The organism is Corynebacterium sp. NML 120412 (assembly GCF_002285155.1).
Taxonomy (GTDB): domain Bacteria; phylum Actinomycetota; class Actinomycetes; order Mycobacteriales; family Mycobacteriaceae; genus Corynebacterium; species Corynebacterium gottingense.
Genome location: NZ_NSGL01000002.1, coordinates 102,052 through 124,573, shown reverse-complemented (window position 1 = coordinate 124,573; position 22,522 = coordinate 102,052). Strand labels below are relative to the sequence as shown.

Genomic DNA, 22,522 nt, shown 5'->3' with positions numbered 1-22,522 from the left:
TATCACGCGAGCTGTGCGAGGCGGCGGACAGCGTTCTCCACCGCAAACTCGGGAATACCGCCATTGCCTTTCACCTCTGCGTCCAGGTCGGCCACGATGATCACGGCCTGCGACACTGCCTCAGAAGACCACCGTCGCGCGAGCTGCATGGTCTTCTTCACCCCATACGGTGGCATACCGACAACCCTGGCAAGCTGATTTGGGTCCCCACGCTCCCCTTGCAGCTTTGCGAGGTCGCCGACCTTATACGCCAACGCCGCTGCGATAGCTACAGGATCCGTGCCCAGTTGCAACGCCCGGCGCGTTGACGCCAGCGCTTTGTCTGCACGGCCCTGCAGCGCGAGTTCCGCAATATCGAACCCGGCTACTTCTGCAACGCCCGTGTAATACTGACGGACTGCTTCGACCGTGACTTCGCCGTTTGTGTCTGCCACGAGCTGACTGACAGCGGACGCCAGCTCCCGCAAGTCAGATCCCACAGATTCAAGCAGCGCGGCGACGACATCTTGATGCGGGCGAACGCCGTGACGACGAAACTCGGACGTAACCCATGCGGGTCGGTCCCGACGGCCAACCGGATTTGCAGGATGTACCTCAGCGATTTTCTGGAATTTCTTCACCATCGCCTTTTGGCGCCCACCGCCGGTGTGCTCGATGATGAGCGTCATGCCCGGGGCAGGATCCATGCATGCGTTCAGGAGCACCTGGGTGGGCTCTTTTCCCGCTATTTCTGCCTTTTTCACCACCACGACACGTTCTTCGGCGAAGAGGGATGGGCTTGTTGCCATCGCGATTTCGCCTTCGGTGACGTCGCCTGCACGCAGCGTGGAGACCTCCGCAGCAGGGCCAATCTGGTCGATGATCTCGTTGGTGATTCGCTCCGCAAGAAACGCCTCTTCACCGAGTACGAGGTGCACGGGGTTGAGCATGTCCACCATCTTAGGGGCCGGAACCGCGAAGCTCCTGCGTGCCATCAGCGTAGAGTCGTACGGGACCATCACGGTTGGGAAACAGCACCGGGATACCGGATGCCGTTTGCACGGGCCGCGAGTGTGGACGCCCGGATTCAAGCACCACCACAACCTGGGTTCCTCCTGGAATTGGTTCGACGTCTTCCTTGCTTTCTACGACGTGTGCAGTAAGCTGCCCCGGATCAAGCGTGCGACCATGTCCGCCAAAGGGGGTCTGCATCACGAGGATCAACGACACAGTTGTGGCTAACGTCAGTCTCGGGCGTCCCGCGACCAGGCCCGCGACGATCCATCCGTAGGCGACGAGTGCGGACGCTGGAGTGGCGTCGATGAGTGCAAAAGGCATCTCCGATCCCCATGTTGCGACCTTGTGGACCCACCACGCGAACGGTTCCATTGCTTGCAGGAGCACCACCTCGAGGCCTCCTGGCAGCAACGCGAGAACCACCGCGATCAAGCCGAGGACCGTGATGAGGGGAACCACTGGGGCGACGAGGACATTCGCTGCCACCGAAACAAGCGAGACTTGTCCCGACATCAGCGCAATGATTGGTATCGTGGCAAGGTCAGCAGCAATTGCTACGGCCAGCGCTCGGACCACAATGTCCGGCCACCCGGTAACTGCAAGGGCGCGGTAAAGCAGTGGGTTGAGCGCGACAATCCCGGCAGTAGCCGCGACTGACAGCGCAAATCCGAAATGTACCGCCAGGTCTGGGTCGATAAAGATCAAGACGATCACGGACAAACACAACGCGTGAATGGGCTCGACTCTTGACGACGCCACCACCGCCACGACACCGACCAGTCCGGTCACAGACGCACGCAGCACGCTCGGATCCGGACCAATCAGCGCGGCAAAGAGTGACAGTGCTATCGCCGCGGCAATGAGGCGCCCCCGCAATCCAAGGCCTACAAGCGATGCGACGACGATCGCAAACGTTGTCACAATCGCTACGTTCGCGCCGGACACCGCGGACAAATGGCTTAGCCCCGTGTCAATGTATGCCTGTTGCTCCGCCTCGGTTTGATATTGCGTATCCCCAAGTACCATTCCCGGGATGAGGCCTCCCGCAGCCTCCCCAACATTTGCCTGCACAGATTGTCCAAATGTCGCACGGACATGGTGCGCAAACGCGGCAAAACCGCGCGGCGCAGCAACAGTGTCCACTTCGCCGTTTACTGTCACCGTCCCGATCCCAGGAAACGTGGACTCCCGTACCTGGCCAGATACCGCTACGCTTGAGCCTGAAACGACAGAGTCATCCAGCTCCGGTGCGAAGACTGGAATCTTCGCTGGGTAGCCATCAAGGCTCACGTTTGTAAGGAACCCGCCCGAGCTCAACGGCTTAGGCTGTCCAAGCACTGTCGCTGGGAATACTGCACTGCGACCAACCTCGTGGCTCAGTGCAAAGGATGTTGCAATACGGATACGCAGAGACGTACCAACAAGGGATGCAGCGCCAAGTCCGGCGACCAGGATCGCCTGCCCCTTTTGCCACGCACAGAGAAACACCAATGCTGTCGCCGCTACAAAGAAGCCTGCGGGGAGCAGGCCGATGAGCAGGCAGCAGACGGTTGCTCCCCACACGACGAGAGCTGCCGGAGCGAGTCGGAGTTCCTGCATAGCTACAGCGTGATCTGGTCTTTGAGGGCGTCAAATTTGGCTTGGCCGATCCCTTTGACGTCCATGAGGTCCTCCAGCTTGGCAAACGGGCCGTTTGATTCCCGGTGGGCAACAATCGCCGCCGCTGTGGCGTCACCAACACCTGAAAGACTGGTCAGCTCTTCTGCTGTAGCGAAGTTGAGCGAAACCAGCCCGCCTGCGCCACCCGCCGGAGGCGCACCGCCAGACCGGGCGCCGCCAGCTCCGAGCTCGTTAGGAACCGGCGGCGCGCCTTTGCTTGGCACAAGGATCTGTTGGCCGTCGACGAGCAACTGTGCTTGGTTGAGCTGGTAGATGTCCGCGTCACCGGTTGGCCGTGCCACGTTGATGGCATCCGCGATTCGGGCTCCGTCTTGCAGTGTGACGAGCCCCTGGTTTTCTACTTGCCCGATCACGGAAACCACGATTTGGCCACTGGATTCTGCTTCAGTTGCAGTCGATTCCCACTGGGGCACAGACTCGCTGTGAGAGGGTGGGCGGGTGATGGCCCACCCACCGACCGCCAGAAATACGAGCACCACCGCGCTGATGGCATATTTTGGAGCCACCTGGATGCGGGGCGGCGGATATTTTACGTTGAGGAGATCCTCTTCCCCCGTTGGACGAGTGAGTTCTTTAATTCTTGCTAAAGATTCCATATCGCGATAATACGCAATATTCGAACCAATCGGAAGACGGAACGCATTATTCGTTCAACATCGCAAGTAAGTGAATCTGGCCCGGGGGGCACCGACGAAGATCACGCAGGCGAATTACGCCGCAGGCCGCCCCTGCGAAGAGAAGACGACCGAAAGTCCAATAGCCCCACGACCGGTGTGAACTGCAAGCACATCCACCAGAGGCGCGACAAGTACGCGTGACCCGTTTGGCAGCACCTCTCTGAGTGTTTCCGCCAACTGCTCAGCAGCGTCCTCGCATTCGGCGTGTTGGATCGCAGCAAACACAGGGAGGTCCTCAGCGCGCTCCATCACAAGTTCTGCCAGCTTGGCAAACGCCTTCGTCTGCGTCCTCGTCTTCCCCGCCAGCTCGAATTTTCCCTCGTGCAACCGAAGAATGGGCTTCGTGGCCAACAGTGCTGCAGACAGCACCGCCGTGCCAGTTGAAAGCCGCCCGCTCTTACGAAGGTCATCAAGCTGGCTCAAGTACAACCACGTTTCGGAGCGCTCAATCGTGGACCGCGCCATCTCCTCGCATTCGTCCAAATCAGCTCCCTCACGCGCAATCGTTGCCGCCGCCATCGCTGCGGCTCCAACTGCCATACCGGCAGCGTTTGTGTCCACCACTCGCACGTTGCCAGGAAAGACTCCCGCCGCCTGGACAGCCGCGGACCACGTTGAAGAAAACGATTTCGACAGATGCAAGGCGACGACGCCGTCGTCGCCTCCACGCTCGAGTTGGCGGCCGTAGCACGCAGCAAGCTCGATAGCGGTGAGTCCGCTCGTCGACGCCCCCTCGTCCCCATCCAGTACGTGGAGATCAACCACGGCAATATCCAACTCTCGCAGAAGCTCCTCCGAGAGTCCCGCTGCAGAATCAACGACAACGCGCACCGTCATGGCACGACCAGCCCTTGGTTCCAGGCTTCGAGATACCACTGCATTCCCGCATCGGGCTCACCGTAGGCCGGCATCGCGTACAGGCGCGCTGTATTTGTATTGCCTAGGCTCTTAAATAATGGGTATTGCGACACTTCAAGTCCCAACAGGTTCGCTGTCAGCGCCGAGATCGTCCCTCCGTGCGCAACCAGGAGCACCGCGGAGTCATCCCACGCGTCGTATTCTGCAAGCAGCTCCTCAACAACCGGACGTGCGCGCTGCGCAACTTCTACGCGGCTTTCCCCTTCTGGTGGCGCCCACGCGGCATCGTTGCGCCAGCGAGCCCGCGCACCTGGGTGGGCCGCATCGACTTCTGCGTGCGACTTTCCCTGCCACTCACCGAGGTGGGTCTCTCGGAGCCGAGCGTCAGTCGACACGGGGAGTCCCAGCTGATCCGCGATGATCTGCGCAGTATTTGCCGCACGCTGGAGATCAGAAGCAACAATCTTTGACACTCCGAGCTTGGCCACCAATTCCGCAGCCGACCGCGCCTGCGCCAAACCGGTCTCCGAAAGCGGGGAGTTGAGGTGTCCCTGCATCCTGTTGGTCGCGTTATATGTAGTTTGCCCGTGCCGCAGCAGAATTAGCCGGCGCTGCATCGGCGCTCCTTTGCTCGTAATCAATGTGGCGCGTTGAAAAGGGGATCAACGACGTTGGTTGCTGACGGGGTGGGCGTCGTCAAGCGTTAGTCTTCGTCCTCCGCGACCTCACCGGCAAGCGGCAGGTCTTCCAAGGTTTCGACCTCGCGAACGTCTCCGAAGTCGCTCGGGCGCTCATACGGCGCGATGCCCTCAACCGAGATCGCCGGGCAATCGGCATACAACCGGTCCAAGCCGTAAAACTCGCGCTCCGCTTCGCGCTGCACGTGCACCACAAAGTTTCCGTAGTCAAGCAGCACCCACCTGAACTCACGGTTCCCTTCCCGACGCTTCGGCTCGAGTCCAGCCGCAGTGAGCTCAGACTCGACCTCATCGACAATGGAAGCGACCTGCCGCTCACTGCTTGCAGAGACGACTACAAAAATGTCCGTGATGCCCATGACCTGGGAGACATCAAGGACGGCAATGTTCGTGCCAAGCTTTTCGTCGGCCGCCTTTGCGGCAATCGTGGCTTGATCGATGGAGACCTGCGCTGCACTCAAGAAGCAATTCCTTTTCGCTGATAACAATAATGCGCCCCCATTCTCCCACGATGAGCGCGCAAAGTGCCACTTACTGGTAGAGCTGGTTCTTCCCGATGTATTGCACGACGCCGTCGGGAACCAGATACCAGACTGGCCTCCCCTGTCCTGACCGTTCCCGGCAGTCGGTCGATGAAATCGCCATTGCTGGAATCTCAATCAGATGCACGCGCCGCTGAATTTCCTCCGGAAACATGTCCTCGCTGAGCTCGTAACCGGGACGCGTCACGCCGACAAATTCCGCGAGCTCAAACATGTGCTCCCAGTCGCGCCACGACATAATCGAGCTCAGCGCGTCCGCTCCCGTGATGAAGTACAGCTGCGCGTTGGGAAACTGCTCGCGGAGATCACGCAGCGTGTCCATCGTGTAGGTGGGCCCTCCCCGGTCAATGTCGACGCGAGAGACAGAGAACCGCGGATTTGACGCTGTGGCGATCACCGTCATCAAATACCTGTCTTCAGCGGCAGTAATTGTGCGTCCCGCCTTCTGCCACGGGTTACCTGTGGGCACAAACACCACCTCGTCGAGCTGGAAGCGGTCCGCGACCTCACTCGCGGCAACGAGGTGCCCGTGGTGGATGGGGTCGAAGGTGCCGCCCATGATGCCAATGCGCGCGGCATCATCCAACGAGTCTGCAAAAGCGTCGTCCATGCTGCTTAGCGTACGCGGGACGTCGTTCGTATGATGCCACGACTCCGCTTTTCTGACCGGACCGTGGCAACTGGCCTAGTAGCGGACTTGGTCCACGAACCTGCCGAACGAGTCCGATACCTGGTTGTCCCACCGGGAGCCCCAGATGAAGTAGCGCCCGTGATTACCGCCGTTTCCCTGAGAAGCGCGCAGCGTTTGCACGGAAAGGTCGCAGACACCATCGAGGGGCAGGCAGTAGTTCACGCGGTTGCCAGTGCCAGCGGCCGTGCGGGAGTTAAACGGCAGGAATCCGAGAATGCCGCCCGCGCCACCGCCCGGCACGCCAACGGTGGACGGGTCACCGGCAGCGGTGTTCGGATTGCCAAAGTAGACCACACCGGCGAGCTGGCCGCGCCGCGCGAGCTCACGCTCGTGCTCGAGCATGATCATCGCGCCCTGGGAGTATCCCGACAGGATGTACTGCGGGTGGCAGCCCGTCGTGGCTTCGTACCCGTTGATCATGGCCATTACGCCAGTGCGACCAACCTGCACAGAGTCGAGGAACTCGTTCCCGGCGCGCATCGCCATGCGGAGCACGGGGACGGAGTATTGCATTGCGAGGCTAAACGCTTGCAGCGCTGTCGTCGGTGCAATGACGTTGGGGACCTCATACTCGGGGTACACAGCCGGGTAGAAACGAGGTTCAAGGCCGAGTACTTCGACGTCCTTCATCAGGGAATTGCCGCCGTGCGTGGCCGCGTAACGCCCCTCAGCGTGGCGGAGGAAGGCACGGATCGTCTGCCCTTCCCAGCCGTTCGACACCCACGGCGCCTGCGGGGAGTAGCTTGTGCGGAAAATCTGGTCGTTTTGTCCGGACCCGCGTGCGGCAACAAAGGCAACGGCTGGGCATCGGTGCTGTGCTTCGGCCTTTGGGGTCGGGCTCAGCGGACTCGCGACAACGGTAATTGCGGCAACCAGGGCGATGACGATCGCGCAGAGGCGAGCGCGGAGATTGGCATGGGAATTTAACACGCCAATGAGCATATAGCCAGTTGCCGTCAATGTCTCATTACGATCACGGGCGGGTCTGACCATCCCCCTCCAAGATCCACTTTGTGCTGGTCAGCTCGGGAAGCGCCATCGGTCCGCGCGCGTGCAGCTTCTGGGTCGATATACCAATCTCTGCGCCCATTCCGTATTCAAAGCCATCAGTAAAGGCAGTCGAAGCGTTCAGCACGACTGCCGCAGCATCGACCGAATCGGCAAACTGCTGCAGCGTCGACGCGTTCAGCGACGCGATCGCCTCGGTGTGCCCGCTGCTGTACTCGGCGATGTGCTGAATCGCACCGTCGACGCCCTCAACTACGGCGCATGCAATGTCCATCGAAAGGTATTCCTCAGCCCAATCAGCCTCGGTAGCCTCAATAATTCCTTGCGCCTGAAACGCGCCAAGCTTTCCGACGTCGCCGTGCACCGTCACCCCCGCTTCCTGCAGTGATTGGACGATTCGGAGTTTGTCTGCGTCCGGGAGCGCGGCGTCGATAAGCACTGTCTCCGTCGCGTTACATACGGAGCACCGGCGGGTTTTGCCATTGAGGAGCATCGCTATGGCGTCATCGAGATGGGCGTCACGGTCAATGTAAAAGTGGCAATTGCCGGTACCGGTCTCAATAGTCGGAACAGTGGCGTTTTGAACGACTGCGTCGATAAGCGCCGCGCTACCGCGCGGAATAACAACGTCCACCAGACCGCGCGCGGTGATGAGCTCCTGCACCGAATCGTGACTTTCACACGGCAGGAGTTGCACCGCTTCGCGCGGAAGGTCGAACGGGTGGAGGGCGTCCTGGATAATGTTCACCAAGGCGGAGTTGGAATGAACCGCCGACTTCGAGCCCCGCAAAAGCGCAGCGTTGCCTGACTTCAACGCCAACCCGAATGCGTCAACGGTGACGTTGGGCCGTGCTTCGTAGACCATGCCCATCACCCCGAGTGGAACGCGAACCTGTCGCATGCGGATGCCGTTAGGCATCGTATGACCTCGGAGCACCTCGCCGATGGGATCGCTAAGGTTCGCCACCTGCTCCAGGCCGGCAGCCATCGCCGCAACGCGCTGTCGGCTGAGTGCCAGGCGGTCCACCATCGCCTCTGACATACCGTTGGCGCGCGCCGCCTCGATGTCCTTCTCGTTGGCGGCCAGGATTTCGTCCACTCGCTCCACCAGAGCACCCGCGGCAGCAACGAGAGCGCGGTTCTTCACCGCTGTCGATGCTTTCGCAAGCAGCGGCGCGACCCGCTTCGCTTCACGCGCAAGCTCCTCCACGGACACCGTTTCGTAACCGGATTGGGCAGTGCCAGCCGCTGTTGTGTTTCCGCTCATCCTAGTACCCCGCCTCGACGTCGACTTCAGTGCTCATCGATTCGCCCGCGGCAAACAACTCCCAGTTTCTGGCCGCAAGCGCGCCAACCCGACGGGCCATAAAGCGCGGAATGTTCGCAGTGTGGGGCGTAATCACCACATTATCCATCTCCCAGAGAGGATGGTCTGCAGGCAGCGGTTCGGGGTCCGTCACATCCAATCCGGCACCCGCAATAGCACCGTCTTGCAGGGCTGTTGTGAGCGCCTTCGTATCAATCAGCGCTCCCCTCCCTACGTTGACGATCACCGCGTTATTCCGCATCTTCGCCAGCACCGTGGCATCAACCAAGTGCCGAGTTTCCGGAGTCAGTGGCGCCAGGAGAACGACACAGTCGGATTCGGACCACACAACCTCCATCGCTTCGACATCCCCCATGGCAACGGTGCGTTCAGCCCCACTGACGTGACGGCCTGACCGATTCACCGCGGTAATTTCAACGCCGAACGGCGCGGCAAATTCGATGAGCTTCTTCCCGATGCCACCCGCGCCGATGATCGCGAGCTTCTTCGCGTCAAAAAGGTACTCAGTTTCACCAAAGAGTTGCTCCTGGTTCCACTCGCGAGACACTGCCTTGTGGCGGTGGAGCACAGCGAGGAGCAGCGCCAGTGTAGCTTCTGCAACCGTGTCATCGTAGATTCCAGCTGCGTTGGCAAAACGGACACCGCGCTCAGCGTGGCGGGCAAGAATTCCAGCTTCAAGCAGCTGCTCAACACCCGCATAACCAATCTGCACGACCTTGACGCTATCCGGCAGTTCAGCGGGGAAATCCGACGGTCCGCCGCGGAAGATCAGCAATTCAGGGTTCTCCGAAAGATCGACCATTTCATGACCAGCTGCGCGCAGGTGGTCCGCGGACTCTTTCCACAGTGAGGGCAAAAATGCGAACTTCATGCCCCCACAGTAATCGCTACAGGCGGCTCGCGTACTGAGAAAGGTAGTCCGCATGCACTACCGGCCGACGCTTGGATTCTTCCAGCTCGGTAGTGTGCTTGCCCAACATCCCATGGAGCTCTGCAGCATCAAATGCAACTTCACCGCGCCCAACGACCTCGGAGTCAGGGCCGAGGATCTCTACAATGTCGCCTGCGTGAAAATCGCCCTCGACATCAGTAATACCCACCGCGAGCAAACTCGTCCCACCCCGAGTCACCGCGTCAACCGCGCCGGCGTCCAACCGCAGCACGCCCTCTGCGTCTGCCGCATAGAGCGCCCAGAACTTCCACGCCCGTAACTGCGATTCCGGTCGTGTATGGAATACCGTCCCGCAATCGGCGGGACCGAGCGCCTGGTCAATATTGCTTGCCGACGTCAACAACACCGGTACCCCACCCCGCGCCGCGAGCCGTGCCGCCGACACTTTGGCCGCCATACCCCCGGTTCCGAACGCGCCTCCGTCGCCCGCAGCGACTCCCTCGAGGTCGCGGCCACTGCGAACCTCACTGATGAACGTCGCATTGGGGTCGGAGGGGTTTCGGTCATACAACCCGTCGACGTCGGACAAGAGCACGAGCGCGTCTGACGAAGTCAGCGTGGCCACGATGGCCGAGAGCCTGTCGTTATCACCAAATCGCATTTCTGTAGTGGCGACCGTATCGTTCTCGTTCACGATTGGTACGGTGCCAAGCTGCCGCAGCCGGTCGATGGTCCGCTGCGCGTTGCGCGCACGCTCGCGTGCCCCTGCGTCTGCTTGCGTCAGCAGCACCTGGCCGGTGGTTCGCCCGTAGCGTGCAAAGGACGACCCCCAAGCCTGGCCAAGATGGACTTGTCCCACTGCTGAGGCGGCCTGCTTAGTCGCCAGATCGCGCGGACGCTGGTGCAGTCCCAGCGGCTTGCACCCGGCGGCAACAGCACCAGACGAGACGACGATGATGTCAGTTCCCGTGCTCATACGTGCATGCAACGCATCCACGAGCGCGTCGATTTTCGCAGTGCTGACTGCTGAATCCTCATTAACTAAGGAACTCGAACCAATCTTCACCACGACCCGACGTGCCGAAGCAATCTGTGCACGCAGCTCGGATTCAGAGACCATGGGTTGCTAGCCCTCCCAGCGCTTCCGCTCGGCTTCTTCACCGTCGCCGTAATCAAACTCATCGATCAGGCCACGGCGAGCCTGCGAGGCACGCTTGCGTTCTGCCGCGGAGACGCGATTCGTGTCGTAGAGGCGAGCGTCGCCACCGCGACCAGCAAGTGTCGGGTCTCCGCCACGCATCGGTTCCCAATCAAACGAGATTTCACCGATCGTGACCGTATCGCCCTCCTTGGCACCAATCCGACGGAGCTCGTCCTCAACACCAGCCTTTTCCAGACGGTCGGAGAGATAGCCCACTGCCTCGTCGTTTTCAAAGTCGGTTTGCCGGATCCACCGCTCAGCTTTCTCGCCCGTAACAATCCAGCCCTCGGGGTAGAGCGGATCGCGCTCGACAGTGATGCCGGAACCGGACCGCCCATTTCTCCCCACTGCGCGTGGTCGGATGATCTGCGGCTCCGCGCCCAGTGTGTTGCCACCAGCACGGGCAGCCTTTCGAGCGGCTTTACGCTGCGCGTCACGCGACTTCTTCACAACGTCCCACATCGCCCACTTCAGCTCTTCGAGCCCCGCGCGAGTCACTGTGGACACGAAATACACCGGCCATTCAAACTTGTCCTTGATGTCACTGAGCAGGAACTCTGCAAGCTCCGCCGCGTCGGGAATGTCCAACTTGTTCAGCACGATGACCCTTGGCCGTTGGCGAAGGTCCCCGAGCCCGGAATCGTGGTCGAGTGCCTCAGCGTAGCTATCGAGCTCAGCCTCGAGCGCTTCAATATCCGAGATCGGATCGCGCCCAGGCTCAAGTGACGCAACATCTACCACGTGAACGAGGACGGCGGTTCGCTCGATGTGGCGAAGGAAATCAAGTCCGAGCCCCTTCCCTTCGCTGGCACCCGGAATAAGCCCCGGCACGTCGGCGATGGTAAACGTGTCGTCGCCGACGTCGACCACGCCTAGATTGGGAGCAAGTGTGGTGAACGGGTAGTCCGCAATTTTCGGCTTCGCAGCAGAAAGTACCGAAATGAGGGACGACTTACCGGCCGATGGGAACCCCACCAAGCCCACATCTGCGACAGACTTCAGCTCAAGGATGAGATCGTGCGCTTCACCAGGTTCCCCCTTCAGCGCGAACCCCGGGGCCTTCCTCTTCGCGGTGGCCAGTGCTGCATTACCTAGCCCGCCAAAACCGCCTTCTGCGGCAATAAACTTCGTCCCCGGAACGGTGAGGTCGGCGAGTATCTCGCCATCTTCACTGCGTACGACAGTGCCGACGGGCACGTGGAGGATGAGGTCTTCGCCCCGGGCGCCATTGCGGTGATCGCCCTCGCCGTTCGCACCACGTTCAGCCTTCACGTGGGGCCGGTACTGAAAGTCGAGCAGCGTGTGCACCTGGGTCGACACCTCGAGGACAATGTCTCCGCCGTGTCCACCGTTGCCGCCGTCCGGCCCACCGAGTGGCTTGAACTTTTCGCGGTGCACGGAAACACAACCGTGCCCGCCGTCGCCCGCTTGCAGGTGCAGAACCGCACGATCAACAAACTGCGCCATGGTTACGCCCGCCTTTCCGTGATTTCGTGCTTCTCACTTGCAGGGTACCGGGTCAGGTATCGACTACTCGCCGATACCCGCCACCGCGCGTACGGTGTCGTCTGAAATTCGACGAAGCTCCTCACCGGACACATTGTTCTGACTGATCCACAGCTTGTGCTGGTGCTCTAGCCGGTCCGCGAAATTGCGGGCCCAGCGGCCATTGCTTCGCTCCGCAGGCGGAAGTGCTTCGTAGGCTGCGACGACAGTAGCGGTGAGCAAGTCAGCGTCGATAAGCCAGCCCCTGCCGGTGATGCTTGCTTCCACAATGCGCGCGACGTCGACGGGCGAGTAATCGGGGAACTCAATGGAGTTCGGGATACGCGAACGCAAGCCTGGGTTTGCATTCATGAACTCGTCCATCTCCTTGGTGTAACCGGCAAGAATGGCGATGAACTTGCTCCGGTCATTCTCCAGGCGAGGGAGCAGTGTCTCCACTGCTTGCAGACCGAAATCGTTAGCGCCGCCTGCTGCGGTGAGCTGGTACGCCTCGTCGATAAACAGGACGCCGCCGAGCGCCTCATCCAGCGCACGGGTGGTCTGTTTTTCAGTCGCACCAATCACCGATCCGACGAGGTCAGAGCGCGTGACCTCCTTGACAGTGGAGGATTCCAGAATGCCGAGTGCGTGGAAAATTTCCGCCACGATACGCGCAACGGTCGTTTTGCCAGTACCCGGGTTGCCAGAAAAGACCATGTGGTAGGTCGGCGACGACGTCTGCAGACCTTGCGCTTCGAGGCGCTGATTCGTTTCCGCGACACGCACCAATTCGGCCGCCCACTGCTTGACCTCTTCGAGGCCAATCAGGCTCTCCAGCTGATCCAACAGCTCTTCGACACGCTGACCACTCGATTCTCCGCCCGAAACCGCGCGAATATCGGCGTCAGTCACGCTCGTGATTTCCTCATTCGTCACCTTCGACAAATCACCCGCGTATTCGCGTGCAAGTCGACTACTAATGGAGCTGATGAGCTTATCCTCGAAGTTTCTCGCCCAACGGCCATTCGAACCGTCACCGGAACGTCGATACTGACGGCGGATCGCCGAATGCAGCGCTTCCTCATCAAAGGTGTAGCCCTTCTTTGCCAAGCTCGCCGCACCGATCTGCGCAAGCTCGTCGGCAGAGTAGTCCTCAAAGTCAAACCGGTTCGGAATGCGGGACTTCAAACCGGGGTTCATTGAGAGGAAGTCCTGCATTTTGTCTGTGTAACCTGCAAAGATAATCACGATGTCTTCGCGGTTGTTCTCCATAAATGTGAGGATCGCATTCACGGCTTCCTTGCCAAAGTCGTTGCCTCCCTCAGAGTGAAGGTCGTAGGCCTCGTCCACAAACAGGACGCCACCGCGGGCTTCTTCAAGCACCTTGTTCGTCTTCTGGGCGGTGCCACCAATGTGCTCCGCAACGAGGTCCGCACGTCCAACCTCGACGAAAGTGTTCGTGCGCACCGCTCCTGCGCTGTACAGCGCCTGGCCAAGAAGGCGAGCGACGGTCGTTTTACCTGTACCCGGATTACCGAGGAACATGGAGTGCATAACCACAGGCTCGGACGCGAGGCCAAGCTCATTGCGGCGCTGATTGAATTTCACGCGGTCCATAAAGGAGGCGATCTGCCGCTTCACGCTCGCAAGGCCGATGAGCTCGTTGATCTGCGCCATCGGATCGCCAGGTGCCGAGGCGACAGCCCCAGCAGCGCCGCTTCCTTGGGAACTTCCGCTGACTTGACCGCTCTTCCCCGAGTTTGCTGACGTGGGCCCGTTAACCGGCGTGGGCGCTTGGACCTGCTTCCATTGTCCATCGACGCTTTCGAATACGGCAGCAACGTCGACGTCCACCTGGCTGCCATTTTGGGAGTAGATTGCAATCTGCGCGCCCTGCGTGAGCTTTGTATCTTCGACGCTGAGCACGGAGCCATTGACCAGAAACTCACCGTAGGAGGCAAAGAGAGTGAGCTCATCGAACTCGCCTCGACTGCCGTTTTGGAGGACGAGCTGGCGGAAGTTTGCCATCGACGGGTGGAGCACCAAGGAACCAGATAGCCGCGAGTTTTCAGCCATGATCGAGAACGCTCGCGTGTTTTCAAATACGGCCAGCACACCGTCGAGAATCTGCGACCACCCGAGAAATGACCGCTTGGCCACAAGTTCCCCTCCGCTCACCGAGAGCGTCGCATTTGTTACACCCGCGGGAGATTCAACAATCGCATCCTCAAGCAAGAGCCTTCTGCCCCTGGCAAAAATGGCGGGCATATTGCTCGACCGTTGCGCGGTGACGACACGCGTACGAACTAGCTCGCCAAACGACTGGTCAAACACGTTGAAGCAGTTTTGCCCATCTGCCTGCAGAATCGTTGCGTCCTCAATGCGCACGGTGCCGCCGTTTTTCGCGCAAAGCGCGCCGGTGACCGCGATCGTGGTTTCGTCGCGACCAGCCCCTCGAATTGTGAAGTGCCGCATCTTTTCCGGCACCGACTGCATCCGGTACTCCCCGGCTTCAAGAATCACCGTCGCCTCTGGCGCAAGCCTTGGGGCTACAACGCGGTCAAAGTCCGCACCTTCGGAAGCACTCCACCGAACTTCTGTTTCGTCAGCGCTCTCCCGCTCCACGACGCATGAGCTCTGATCAACATCAACCGTTGCGCCACCGGAAGCCTTGACGGTAATGCGCTCTCCAGTTTGGCTGCTCATCTGCGGAATCCGGACCGTAGCGTCCTTCACAAAGATCTCGGGGCGGCTCGTATCGACGTGCGCGCGCTGCCCCTCGAGCACACCTCCGCCAGCGACAGCTGCAATTCTCTTACCTGCCGGAGTCTTGATGGCTACGCCTTCGCCGAGGTGGGCACGTCCGCCCTTATTAATGATGAGGGTCCCCACTGTGGACGAAGCGATCGTTGCACTCACATTTGAAAGAATTTCGAGCGCGTCGGTGTGGGATCGTTCAACTGCGATTTGAGCATTTTGCGCGCCAAGGATCGCCTTCTTAGCGTCGCTGCCACGTACATCAGAATTCACCACGTTGAGCTGCGCATCTTTGACCCCGACAGCAGGGTACGTCGAAACTGCCGGGATTCGCACAGTGCAGTAGCTCAGGGTTGCTTGTCCACGGTTACAAATGACGGCGTTAGCCTCATTCGGCCCCATCACGCTCACACCAACTAATGCCGCACCATCGGCAAGTACGACGCGACCGTGGAAGATTACACCCCGACCACTCGCCTGCACGGTGCGCCCCACAACGCGAAGTGTTCCGACTGAGTACTCCCCAGGTGTTACCGTCAGTGTTCCACCCAAAGGAAGCTGCTCAAGTAGGGTTGCGAGATCATCGTGCGTGGTTGCCTGCATCTACACTCCTTTTCGCGAATTCTGCTCCACTTTACGTCAGCCCCGCATGCTTGTGCGCCCACTATGCATTTTCGCAACCCCTTGACAACCCGCACAACGTTTCGGTAGTTTCGCCGTATGGACTACTCAAACGAAATTAGCAACTACTTTATGTTCCGTCGCAATGGCATCAAACTCGGCGAGTGGGTTGCCAGATCAAATAAAACACTCGGCGAGCTCGTTCAACTAGGGATGCCAAAGGACTACGCGATGGATGTGCTCGACCTCGCGGAGCTGCTCTTTCGCCCGGTAGTGCACACGAGATACCAGAAACGGTGCCGAAAGTACGCAGCGAACAACGAACATTGCGTCGAAACTTTAGCGCTCATTTTCCGTGCTTCTCGCAGTATTAAAGATCCGACATCGCGGTGGAAATTCCGCGTAGAACTCTGCAATACTGCAGGTGACACAGACGTTGTCCGTCGCACAGCGCGGAGAATCAAGAAGGCATATCAACCGACCCAGAGCCCCCAGGACGGGGTGCGAGTAAGGCGCTCCGGCGCGAAGACGACTGTGACGTTTACAGGCGATTCCAGCGCTCTAGAGGATGTCGTCAATACGCTCAGGAGCGGCACCAATAAAACCGGTGATCCACTTGATCCAATTCTTTGGCTGCGCGGAAAAAGGCAGGATCACTCGGCAGAAGATCGCGCGCACGCGGTTATGCCGATGAGTGACTTGCAGGCCATTATGAAAGGAAGCGCCTGTTCCACCGGGGTGCGGCTCGCGGATGGATCAGTAGTTCACGGATCCGATTTCGCCGACCGCGAGTTGATCTCATTAGGCCGCATTACGCTTGTAGCCGAGGGATATGGCCCTCCAGGTCACACCACCGTTCCGGCAGATTCTCCAGGAATGCAAAAAGCCGCGTAGCCCCGTAATCGGGGCCACGCGGCCTAGCGTGTTGCCAACTTTGGCTTACGCGGTGGCTTCGTCCTCAACGACGCCTGCAGCCTCTGCCTGCTCCAGGACCTCAGAGGCGACGCCCTCACCATCGGCCGGGATGATGTTCACGATGCGACGCTTACGCTTGATGCCGAACTGGACAGCGCCCGGCTTCAGTGCGAACAGGGTATCGTCGCCGCCACGGCCGACGTTGTCGCCCGGGTGGAACTTGGTACCGCGCTGACGGACGAGGATCTCGCCGGCCTTGACCTGCTGGCCACCAAAGCGCTTCACGCCGAGGCGCTTGGACTCAGAGTCACGACCGTTCGAGGAGCTGGATGCACCCTTTTTGTGTGCCATTTGTCTATCTCCTTAAAAGTAAGTCTTACTTGATGCCAGTGATCTTGACCGTGGTCAGCTGCTGGCGGTGGCCCTGGCGGACCTTGTAACCGGTCTTGTTCTTGTACTTGAGGATGTCGATCTTCTTGCCCTTGCCGTGCTCGACGATCTCAGCCTCAACATTGACCTTGGACAGTGCGTCTGCGCCGGAGGTGACGTCTGCGCCATCAACGAGAAGGATCGGGGTGAGTGCAACCTTGTCGCCTGCTTCACCCTCCAGCTTCTCGACCTTGACGAGGTCGCCTTCGGCAACCTTGTACTGCTTGCCGCCGGTCTTGACGATCGCGTACATAGAGGGTTACCCCTTATCTCTACTCGCGCATCCGCCGGCATGCTTCGGTGGACGCATGGAACTTCATTTCAGTGCTTCAGGACCTGATCGATCCGCCGTGCCCGCATGCTTGGGCAACGAGGCGGCACGCCCCAAAAACAACGACTGCCAAAGACTACACCGAACCGGGGCGTTTCTCCAAACCGCGATCTGGGGCGCTGTGCCTCAACGACCTCGGGCGCTAGGAGCGGCGCTTGCGTGCGGCCCGTCGGCGGCCGCGCCGGCTTCGCTGGCGTCCTGCCTCCTCACCATGCTGCTCCGAGTCCTTGTCCTTACCTTCGTGTCCACGGGTGCCACGTTGGCTGCTGGTGTCCCCATGGGCGCCGGCATTGCGAGCGTTAAGCCCGCCATCTTGTCGGGGGTCGGGCGCGGAACCATCCTCGGACGACACACTCCGATTCGTCCGCCGTACCGCTCGACGGCGACGACGGCCTCCAGAGGCGTCACGGGAAGTTTCGACGCTCCCACGATTCCCCGTCAATTCATCGGCGCTCGCCCCTCGGTCTCGCGTTCCAGACTGATCTGTCGTGCCTCGCCTTACAGGTTGCTGGGCTTCACTCGCCTGCGAATCGTCGTCCCACTCGTTGCGTTGCGGCCGTTGATCGGAGCGAGAGTTGCCCCGGGTCTTCCGTCGACGACGCGGTGACTTCTCAAAATCCGCCATTGCATCTTCAAAGCTCTGCCGCGAGTTCCCAGTGTTCTCGTTTTCTCCGTGCGCAGGAGCTTCAGTCTCGCTCGAGGTGCTGCGGGTCGCTGCTCTCCGAGCGCTGCGACGCTTTTTGGATCGCCCTGCTCGCGAGGTTCCCTGCGCCGGCGCGTCTTCGTGGTCGTTGTTGTCGCCGGCATCCCCGGAAGCTCCGCCCGACGCCCCAACTGTCTTCGAGTGCTCGGCCTTCGCATTCTTTCGCTGCGCTTGACGTCGCCTGCGCCTGTTGCGTCCACCACGCTCATTGCCACTTTCGGACTGCGTGGTTTCACTACCGCCCTCGTTGACGCCGTCGTTCTCTGTTGGCTCCGAGCTAAGAACAGTGTTTTCCTCACTGCCGCGCTGATCTTGGTGCTCCCCGGCACCTGGTGCGTTCTGCTCAGGCGCTTGCGAACGATTTCGGCCACGACCTCGACCGGAGCCGCGACGACCGCGTCGCCTCGACGAAGTCTTCGGCTCGTCCTCCTTCTCCTTTTCTGCCGCCACAACGGCATCCGCCAATTCGTCGATGGCCTCGTCATCCAGCGGTTTCTCTACGGGTTTCGGCGCCTCGGAGAGCGCAGAATGCATCGCTCTGGCCGCAGGGTGCTGACCGGACGGGAGTCGCTTGGAATCGACGCGCCCGTATCGCGCTCGCTTCTCTTCAACAACTGGATCTTCGGTCAGCAGAATGCCTCGACCGTCGCAGCAATGGCAGGGTACGGAGAACGTCTCAAGAAGACCGTTCCCAAGACGCTTTCTGGTGAGCTGTACCAGACCCAGAGAAGTTACCTCGGAGACATTGTGGCGGGTGCGGTCGCGCCCCAGTGATTCCTTGAGACGTCGAACAACCAATTCTTGGTTCTCCGGCAGGATCATGTCGATGAAGTCGATGATGATCATGCCGCCGATGTCGCGCAGGCGGATTTGGCGAACAATCTCCTCGGCTGCTTCGAGGTTGTTTTTCGTCACCGTTTCCTCGAGGTTTCCGCCGGATCCGGTGTACTTGCCGGTGTTGACGTCGATAACCGTCAGTGCCTCGGTGTGTTCGATGATCAAGGTGCCACCGGACGGCAGCCACACCTTCCGAGCCAAAGCCTTTTCGAGTTGCTCATCCACGCGGTACGTCTCAAAAGCATCGCGTCCATCGTGCTTCTTGCTGCGGTACTTCTTGACGCGTCCGAGCAAGTCAGGCGCGACGGATTCAACGTACGCGCGAATAGTTTTGTACGACTTCTTGCCGTCAACGATGAGTTTATTGAAGTCCTCGTTAAAAAGATCCCGTACGACCTTGATCAATAGTGCCGGCTCCTCATAAAGGGTCACCGGCTTCGCGCCATGAGACTTCTTTTCACGTTCGGCGAGTTCCTTGATCTCCTCCCACTGGCTGTGAAGGCGCTGCACGTCCGCCGCAATAGCTTCCTCAGTGATGTTTTCGGCAGCGGTGCGGATGATCGCCCCACCCTCCCCGGGTACAACCTTGTGGAGGATCTCCTTCAAGCGCTTACGCTCCGGGGCCGGAAGTTTGCGGGAGATCCCGGCTGTCCGTCCTCCCGGAACATAGACAAGGAACCGCCCCGCCAACGAAATTTGGGTCGTCAGACGGGCGCCCTTATGCCCAACCGGGTCTTTGGTGACCTGAACAACGACCTGGTCGCCGGACTTCAGCGCGTTTTCAATTCGTCGCGCGCGACCCCCGAGTCCAGCAGACTTCCAGTCGATTTCGCCCGCGTACAGCACACCGTTTCGGCCTTGTCCGTAGTCAATAAACGCGGCTTCCATGCTGGGCAGCACGTTTTGCACGCGCCCAAGGTAGATGTTGCCAACCATGGTGACCTGGTCTTCTGTGTCAACAAAGTGCTCAACAAGCAGGCCGTCCTCGAGCACCCCGACCTGTGTCACCATTCCCGTGCCATAGTGCCGCTCGCGGTCCCGCACCACCATGGTGCGCTGCACGGATTCGCGGCGCGCAAGAAACTCTGCCTGGCTGACGATGCGCGAGCGCTTACGCTCCTCCGCGCTCCGCTCACTGCGGCGACGTCGCTTCGCTTCCAGACGAGCCGATCCCTTGATCGCCTTCGGTTCGTCTATCTGCTCAGCCTCTTGCGTATCGACGCCACGCTCTGCCCCATCAGCGCTCTCCTGCCCGCGTGAATCGCTGGCCTTGCTCGCCTTTGCGTTGCCGCGGTTCCGTTTCTGCCGCCCGCTGCGCGCGGAGTCCGCAGAGCTTCCTTCCGCTGTGCGCAAGGTACCGTCCCCAGAATCAGAAGATGAGGCGTCCGAGTCATCCAGTCCGTCGGATCCTTCTGCCACCTCGCGGTCAGCGGCACGGGCAGCTTGCGCTGCACGACGAGCGCGTCGACGCTGCGAACGAGTCGGAGCCTTGAACAGCGGAGCGTACTCGGTGACCGACTCGTCCTCTGGCGCCGGCGTCACGTCAGGTTCCACGTCAGTAAGCGGCTCGTCGGAAGCATCGCCGCTCGGATCCGTGCCCGGTTCATCTGCGGTGGCCAACTCGGCATTGACCTTGTCCTCAATTTGGTGGATCTCGTTCTCTACGTCTTTGCGTACGCGGTGTCGGATCTTCTCGTCCGCGTCGGAAGACTCGTCCCCAGCGTCGCTTGATTGGGGTGCGTTGGTCTCGGGAGACAGTGCGTCGAGAAGCTGCTCGCTCTCCGCGCGAGTGAGCGAGGACTGCGCTACCTTGACTACTCCCATGTCCGACAGCGCAACGACCAGGTCTTTCGAAGGCACGTTGAGCTCTTTGGCCAACTGGAAGACGCGCATCTTGTCCTTGAGGCGAGAGCGGTCAAACGTCGCGTAGGGGTTGACCGTTGGCTCATTGGCTGGCTGTTCGCGCTTCGCAGGAGCCTTCTTTGTTGACTTCTTTGTCGATTTCTTGGCCGGCTTTGTCGACTTCTTCGCCGTCGCCTTCGTGCTGCGGCGCTTCTTTGGCGTGGATTCCTCGTTCTGTGCCACGAACCTATTCTCCTGTTATGCGTCTGCCCGCACAGCTTCTGCGCCGGGCACCGGGCGCTGGCATTTCCTGCCGCCGCCGCACAGTGCCGCGCGAATGCGCGGGACTTCAATGTCAAAGTTTGTCAGCACGCGCGGCGTCAACAACGTCAACAACGTGAATATCGTCAAGGACGTCAACGACGCGATGCTTGCCATCTATTGTGGCACAGGCCCCCGCCCCGCGCGTTTACCCCGCCCTGTCCACGGTCAGTCCTCTTGACCAACCGCTAGTGGTTCTCGCTCTGCGGCCCCTCCGCAAGCTCGAGGAAGCGCACAACTCCGCCAATAGTTGTTTCGACGACTGGTTTATCCCAACCCGCAACAACAAGGGATGACCCAACAATTGCTCCGAGAATTGCTTCGCCATCCGCGTTGGTAACGCCCGCGTACTTGAGCAGTGCGTCGATGGCGTTGACTGCCTCGTAAAACTGCTCTTTGACCATCTCCTGCAACGCGGGCGCCTCGCGCTCGGCATCGACGGTTGCGGAAATAATCCCGCGCACCCAGTCTCGGTGCCCACAGGTCACAAGATCCAGCGTCGCTGCAGCGAGCTCACGCCGATCTTCTCGAATCTTGGGGTCCTTCAGCGCCTCCTCGAGGATCGCCGCCTGTACGGCGTGGAATCGCTCAAAGCACGTCTGGATGAGCTTCTCACGGCTCTCGTAGTAGTAACCAATCGAGCCAACCGGCACCCCAGCACGCGCGGCCACGTGCCGATGAGTGACTGAGGACATTCCCTCCTGCAGGAGAAGATCAATCGTGGCCTTTTCAATAGACGCGCGCTTCGCTTTTGCACGTTCTTGCTCTGGCTTGTCGTTGACCATCTCCGAGCCTTTCTCCGATAAAGCATACGATGGACTCATCGCAGCGTGACGCTTTCCTATGCATTGTGACATATGTATTGAGTCGCAATAAATCAACTGAATGATTTACGAGTTTTGCCCAGGAAAGCATAGAAAAACGCTACCCCAGGATGCGCTCTTCCGGGGGTAGCGTTGTCGAAAGTTTGGTGTGGTTGGTTACTTGTTGGGGAACCAGATCGCGATCTCACGCTCTGCAGATTCCGGGGAATCGGAACCGTGCACCACGTTCTCACCGACGGTCAGCGCGAAGTCGCCACGGATGGTACCCGGGGTCGCCTTCTCCACCGGGTGGGTGCCGCCTGCCAGCTGGCGCCAGGCAGCGATCGCAGACTCGCCCTCAACGATGCCAGCAACCAGCGGCGCAGAGGTGATGAAGTCTACGAGGTCACCGAAGAACGGCTTATCCTTGTGCTCTTCGTAGTGCTTCTCGGCGGTCTCGCGGTCCGCGGTACGCAGATCCATCTCCACCAGCTTCAAGCCCTTGCGCTCGATGCGGGAAATGATTTCACCGACGTGCCCGTGGGCAACGCCGTCCGGCTTAATAAGAATCAAAGTACGTTCGGTCATGGACCAGACTCTACCGAAACCTCTCGCACGATGCGCGATGCATCTGCGGGCGTCGCGTCACGCTTCCACAACTGCACCTGCCGAACCGCACCATCTTCATTTCCCTCACGGATCATCCGCATAATTGTCGTACGCTGTTCCGGGTCAAGCGAAAGATCCGGGGCACCCATGTCCTGATACTTCATGTACAGCGCACATGCCAAAGCACCGCCCGCGATCACGATCGCAGCGGCGCCGACCCAACTCGGCCACGCAAACAACGACGCACCAACGGCGACAAGCGACATCACCGCAGCAAGCACCAGCAGGAAGAATCGCAT

General features: G+C 60.1%; 20 protein-coding genes. 1 reads left to right on the top strand and 19 read right to left on the bottom strand.

The window, feature by feature from the left end:
* Window positions 1–2: 2 nt before the first annotated feature.
* The 13 genes from holA to CKJ84_RS07530 all read right to left on the bottom strand — a co-directional run bounded on the left by holA (window position 3) and on the right by CKJ84_RS07530 (window position 15,415).
* Window positions 3–938 carry a DNA polymerase III subunit delta gene (gene holA, locus CKJ84_RS07590; RefSeq protein WP_095546505.1) on the bottom strand — a complete coding sequence of 312 codons (936 nt, stop codon included), beginning with the start codon at window positions 936–938 and terminating at the stop codon, window positions 3–5.
* A 1-nt stretch (window position 939) separates the two neighbouring features.
* Window positions 940–2,595, bottom strand: a complete 1,656-nt coding sequence (locus tag CKJ84_RS07585; protein ID WP_095546504.1) for a ComEC/Rec2 family competence protein — start codon at window positions 2,593–2,595, stop codon at window positions 940–942.
* A gap of 2 nt (window positions 2,596–2,597) precedes the next feature.
* A complete protein-coding gene (locus tag CKJ84_RS07580) occupies window positions 2,598–3,272 on the bottom strand; it encodes a helix-hairpin-helix domain-containing protein (protein ID WP_095546503.1) in 675 nt (224 codons plus the stop codon).
* 114 nt (window positions 3,273–3,386) lie between these two features.
* Window positions 3,387–4,190: a DegV family protein gene (locus CKJ84_RS07575; RefSeq protein ID WP_095546502.1), complete on the bottom strand. Its 804-nt coding sequence runs from the start codon at window positions 4,188–4,190 to the stop codon at window positions 3,387–3,389.
* Complete coding sequence (locus CKJ84_RS07570; protein WP_095546501.1) at window positions 4,187–4,828, bottom strand: histidine phosphatase family protein; 642 nt, start codon at window positions 4,826–4,828, stop codon at window positions 4,187–4,189. The genes CKJ84_RS07575 and CKJ84_RS07570 overlap by 4 nt, the downstream gene beginning before the upstream one ends.
* An 86-nt stretch (window positions 4,829–4,914) precedes the next feature.
* Window positions 4,915–5,370 carry a ribosome silencing factor gene (rsfS, locus tag CKJ84_RS07565; protein WP_095275455.1) on the bottom strand — a complete coding sequence of 152 codons (456 nt, stop codon included), beginning with the start codon at window positions 5,368–5,370 and terminating at the stop codon, window positions 4,915–4,917.
* A 70-nt stretch (window positions 5,371–5,440) separates the two neighbouring features.
* On the bottom strand, window positions 5,441–6,061 hold the full coding sequence (gene nadD / locus CKJ84_RS07560; protein ID WP_095275454.1) for a nicotinate-nucleotide adenylyltransferase: 621 nt from the start codon (window positions 6,059–6,061) through the stop codon (window positions 5,441–5,443).
* A gap of 75 nt (window positions 6,062–6,136) precedes the next feature.
* Complete coding sequence (locus tag CKJ84_RS07555) at window positions 6,137–6,862, bottom strand: cutinase family protein (protein WP_233125583.1); 726 nt, start codon at window positions 6,860–6,862, stop codon at window positions 6,137–6,139.
* Between the two features lie 253 nt (window positions 6,863–7,115).
* Window positions 7,116–8,417: a glutamate-5-semialdehyde dehydrogenase gene (locus CKJ84_RS07550; RefSeq protein ID WP_095546500.1), complete on the bottom strand. Its 1,302-nt coding sequence runs from the start codon at window positions 8,415–8,417 to the stop codon at window positions 7,116–7,118.
* A 1-nt stretch (window position 8,418) separates the two neighbouring features.
* Window positions 8,419–9,348, bottom strand: a complete 930-nt coding sequence (locus tag CKJ84_RS07545; protein ID WP_095546499.1) for a D-isomer specific 2-hydroxyacid dehydrogenase family protein — start codon at window positions 9,346–9,348, stop codon at window positions 8,419–8,421.
* Window positions 9,349–9,364: 16 nt separating this feature from the next.
* A complete protein-coding gene (gene proB, locus CKJ84_RS07540) occupies window positions 9,365–10,489 on the bottom strand; it encodes a glutamate 5-kinase (RefSeq protein ID WP_095546498.1) in 1,125 nt (374 codons plus the stop codon).
* A 6-nt stretch (window positions 10,490–10,495) separates the two neighbouring features.
* Window positions 10,496–12,037 (bottom strand): GTPase ObgE, encoded by a 1,542-nt coding sequence (obgE, locus tag CKJ84_RS07535; protein ID WP_095546497.1) that lies wholly within the window; start codon window positions 12,035–12,037, stop codon window positions 10,496–10,498.
* Window positions 12,038–12,100: 63 nt separating this feature from the next.
* Window positions 12,101–15,415 (bottom strand): AAA family ATPase, encoded by a 3,315-nt coding sequence (locus CKJ84_RS07530; protein WP_095546496.1) that lies wholly within the window; start codon window positions 15,413–15,415, stop codon window positions 12,101–12,103.
* A 117-nt stretch (window positions 15,416–15,532) separates the two neighbouring features.
* Here CKJ84_RS07530 and CKJ84_RS12065 point away from each other — a divergent pair, with 117 nt between their 5' ends.
* Window positions 15,533–16,327 carry a hypothetical protein gene (locus tag CKJ84_RS12065; protein ID WP_143340336.1) on the top strand — a complete coding sequence of 265 codons (795 nt, stop codon included), beginning with the start codon at window positions 15,533–15,535 and terminating at the stop codon, window positions 16,325–16,327.
* A gap of 45 nt (window positions 16,328–16,372) precedes the next feature.
* Here CKJ84_RS12065 and rpmA read toward each other — a convergent pair whose 3' ends face one another.
* From rpmA to CKJ84_RS12220, 6 genes are all read right to left on the bottom strand, one after another.
* Window positions 16,373–16,699, bottom strand: coding sequence for a 50S ribosomal protein L27 (rpmA, locus tag CKJ84_RS07525; protein ID WP_095275447.1), 327 nt, complete (start codon window positions 16,697–16,699; stop codon window positions 16,373–16,375).
* Between the two features lie 25 nt (window positions 16,700–16,724).
* Complete coding sequence (gene rplU, locus CKJ84_RS07520) at window positions 16,725–17,030, bottom strand: 50S ribosomal protein L21 (protein WP_095275446.1); 306 nt, start codon at window positions 17,028–17,030, stop codon at window positions 16,725–16,727.
* A 220-nt stretch (window positions 17,031–17,250) separates the two neighbouring features.
* Window positions 17,251–20,733 (bottom strand): translation initiation factor IF-2 N-terminal domain-containing protein, encoded by a 3,483-nt coding sequence (locus CKJ84_RS07515; RefSeq protein ID WP_369801175.1) that lies wholly within the window; start codon window positions 20,731–20,733, stop codon window positions 17,251–17,253.
* A 266-nt stretch (window positions 20,734–20,999) separates the two neighbouring features.
* Window positions 21,000–21,596, bottom strand: a complete 597-nt coding sequence (locus tag CKJ84_RS07510; RefSeq protein WP_158221619.1) for a TetR/AcrR family transcriptional regulator — start codon at window positions 21,594–21,596, stop codon at window positions 21,000–21,002.
* Window positions 21,597–21,791: 195 nt separating this feature from the next.
* Window positions 21,792–22,202: a nucleoside-diphosphate kinase gene (gene ndk, locus CKJ84_RS07505; RefSeq protein WP_095535401.1), complete on the bottom strand. Its 411-nt coding sequence runs from the start codon at window positions 22,200–22,202 to the stop codon at window positions 21,792–21,794.
* The gene (locus CKJ84_RS12220) at window positions 22,199–22,522 is read right to left on the bottom strand and encodes a hypothetical protein (protein WP_158221620.1); all 324 of its coding nucleotides are present in this window, start codon (window positions 22,520–22,522) and stop codon (window positions 22,199–22,201) included. Before CKJ84_RS12220 ends, ndk begins: the two co-directional genes overlap by 4 nt.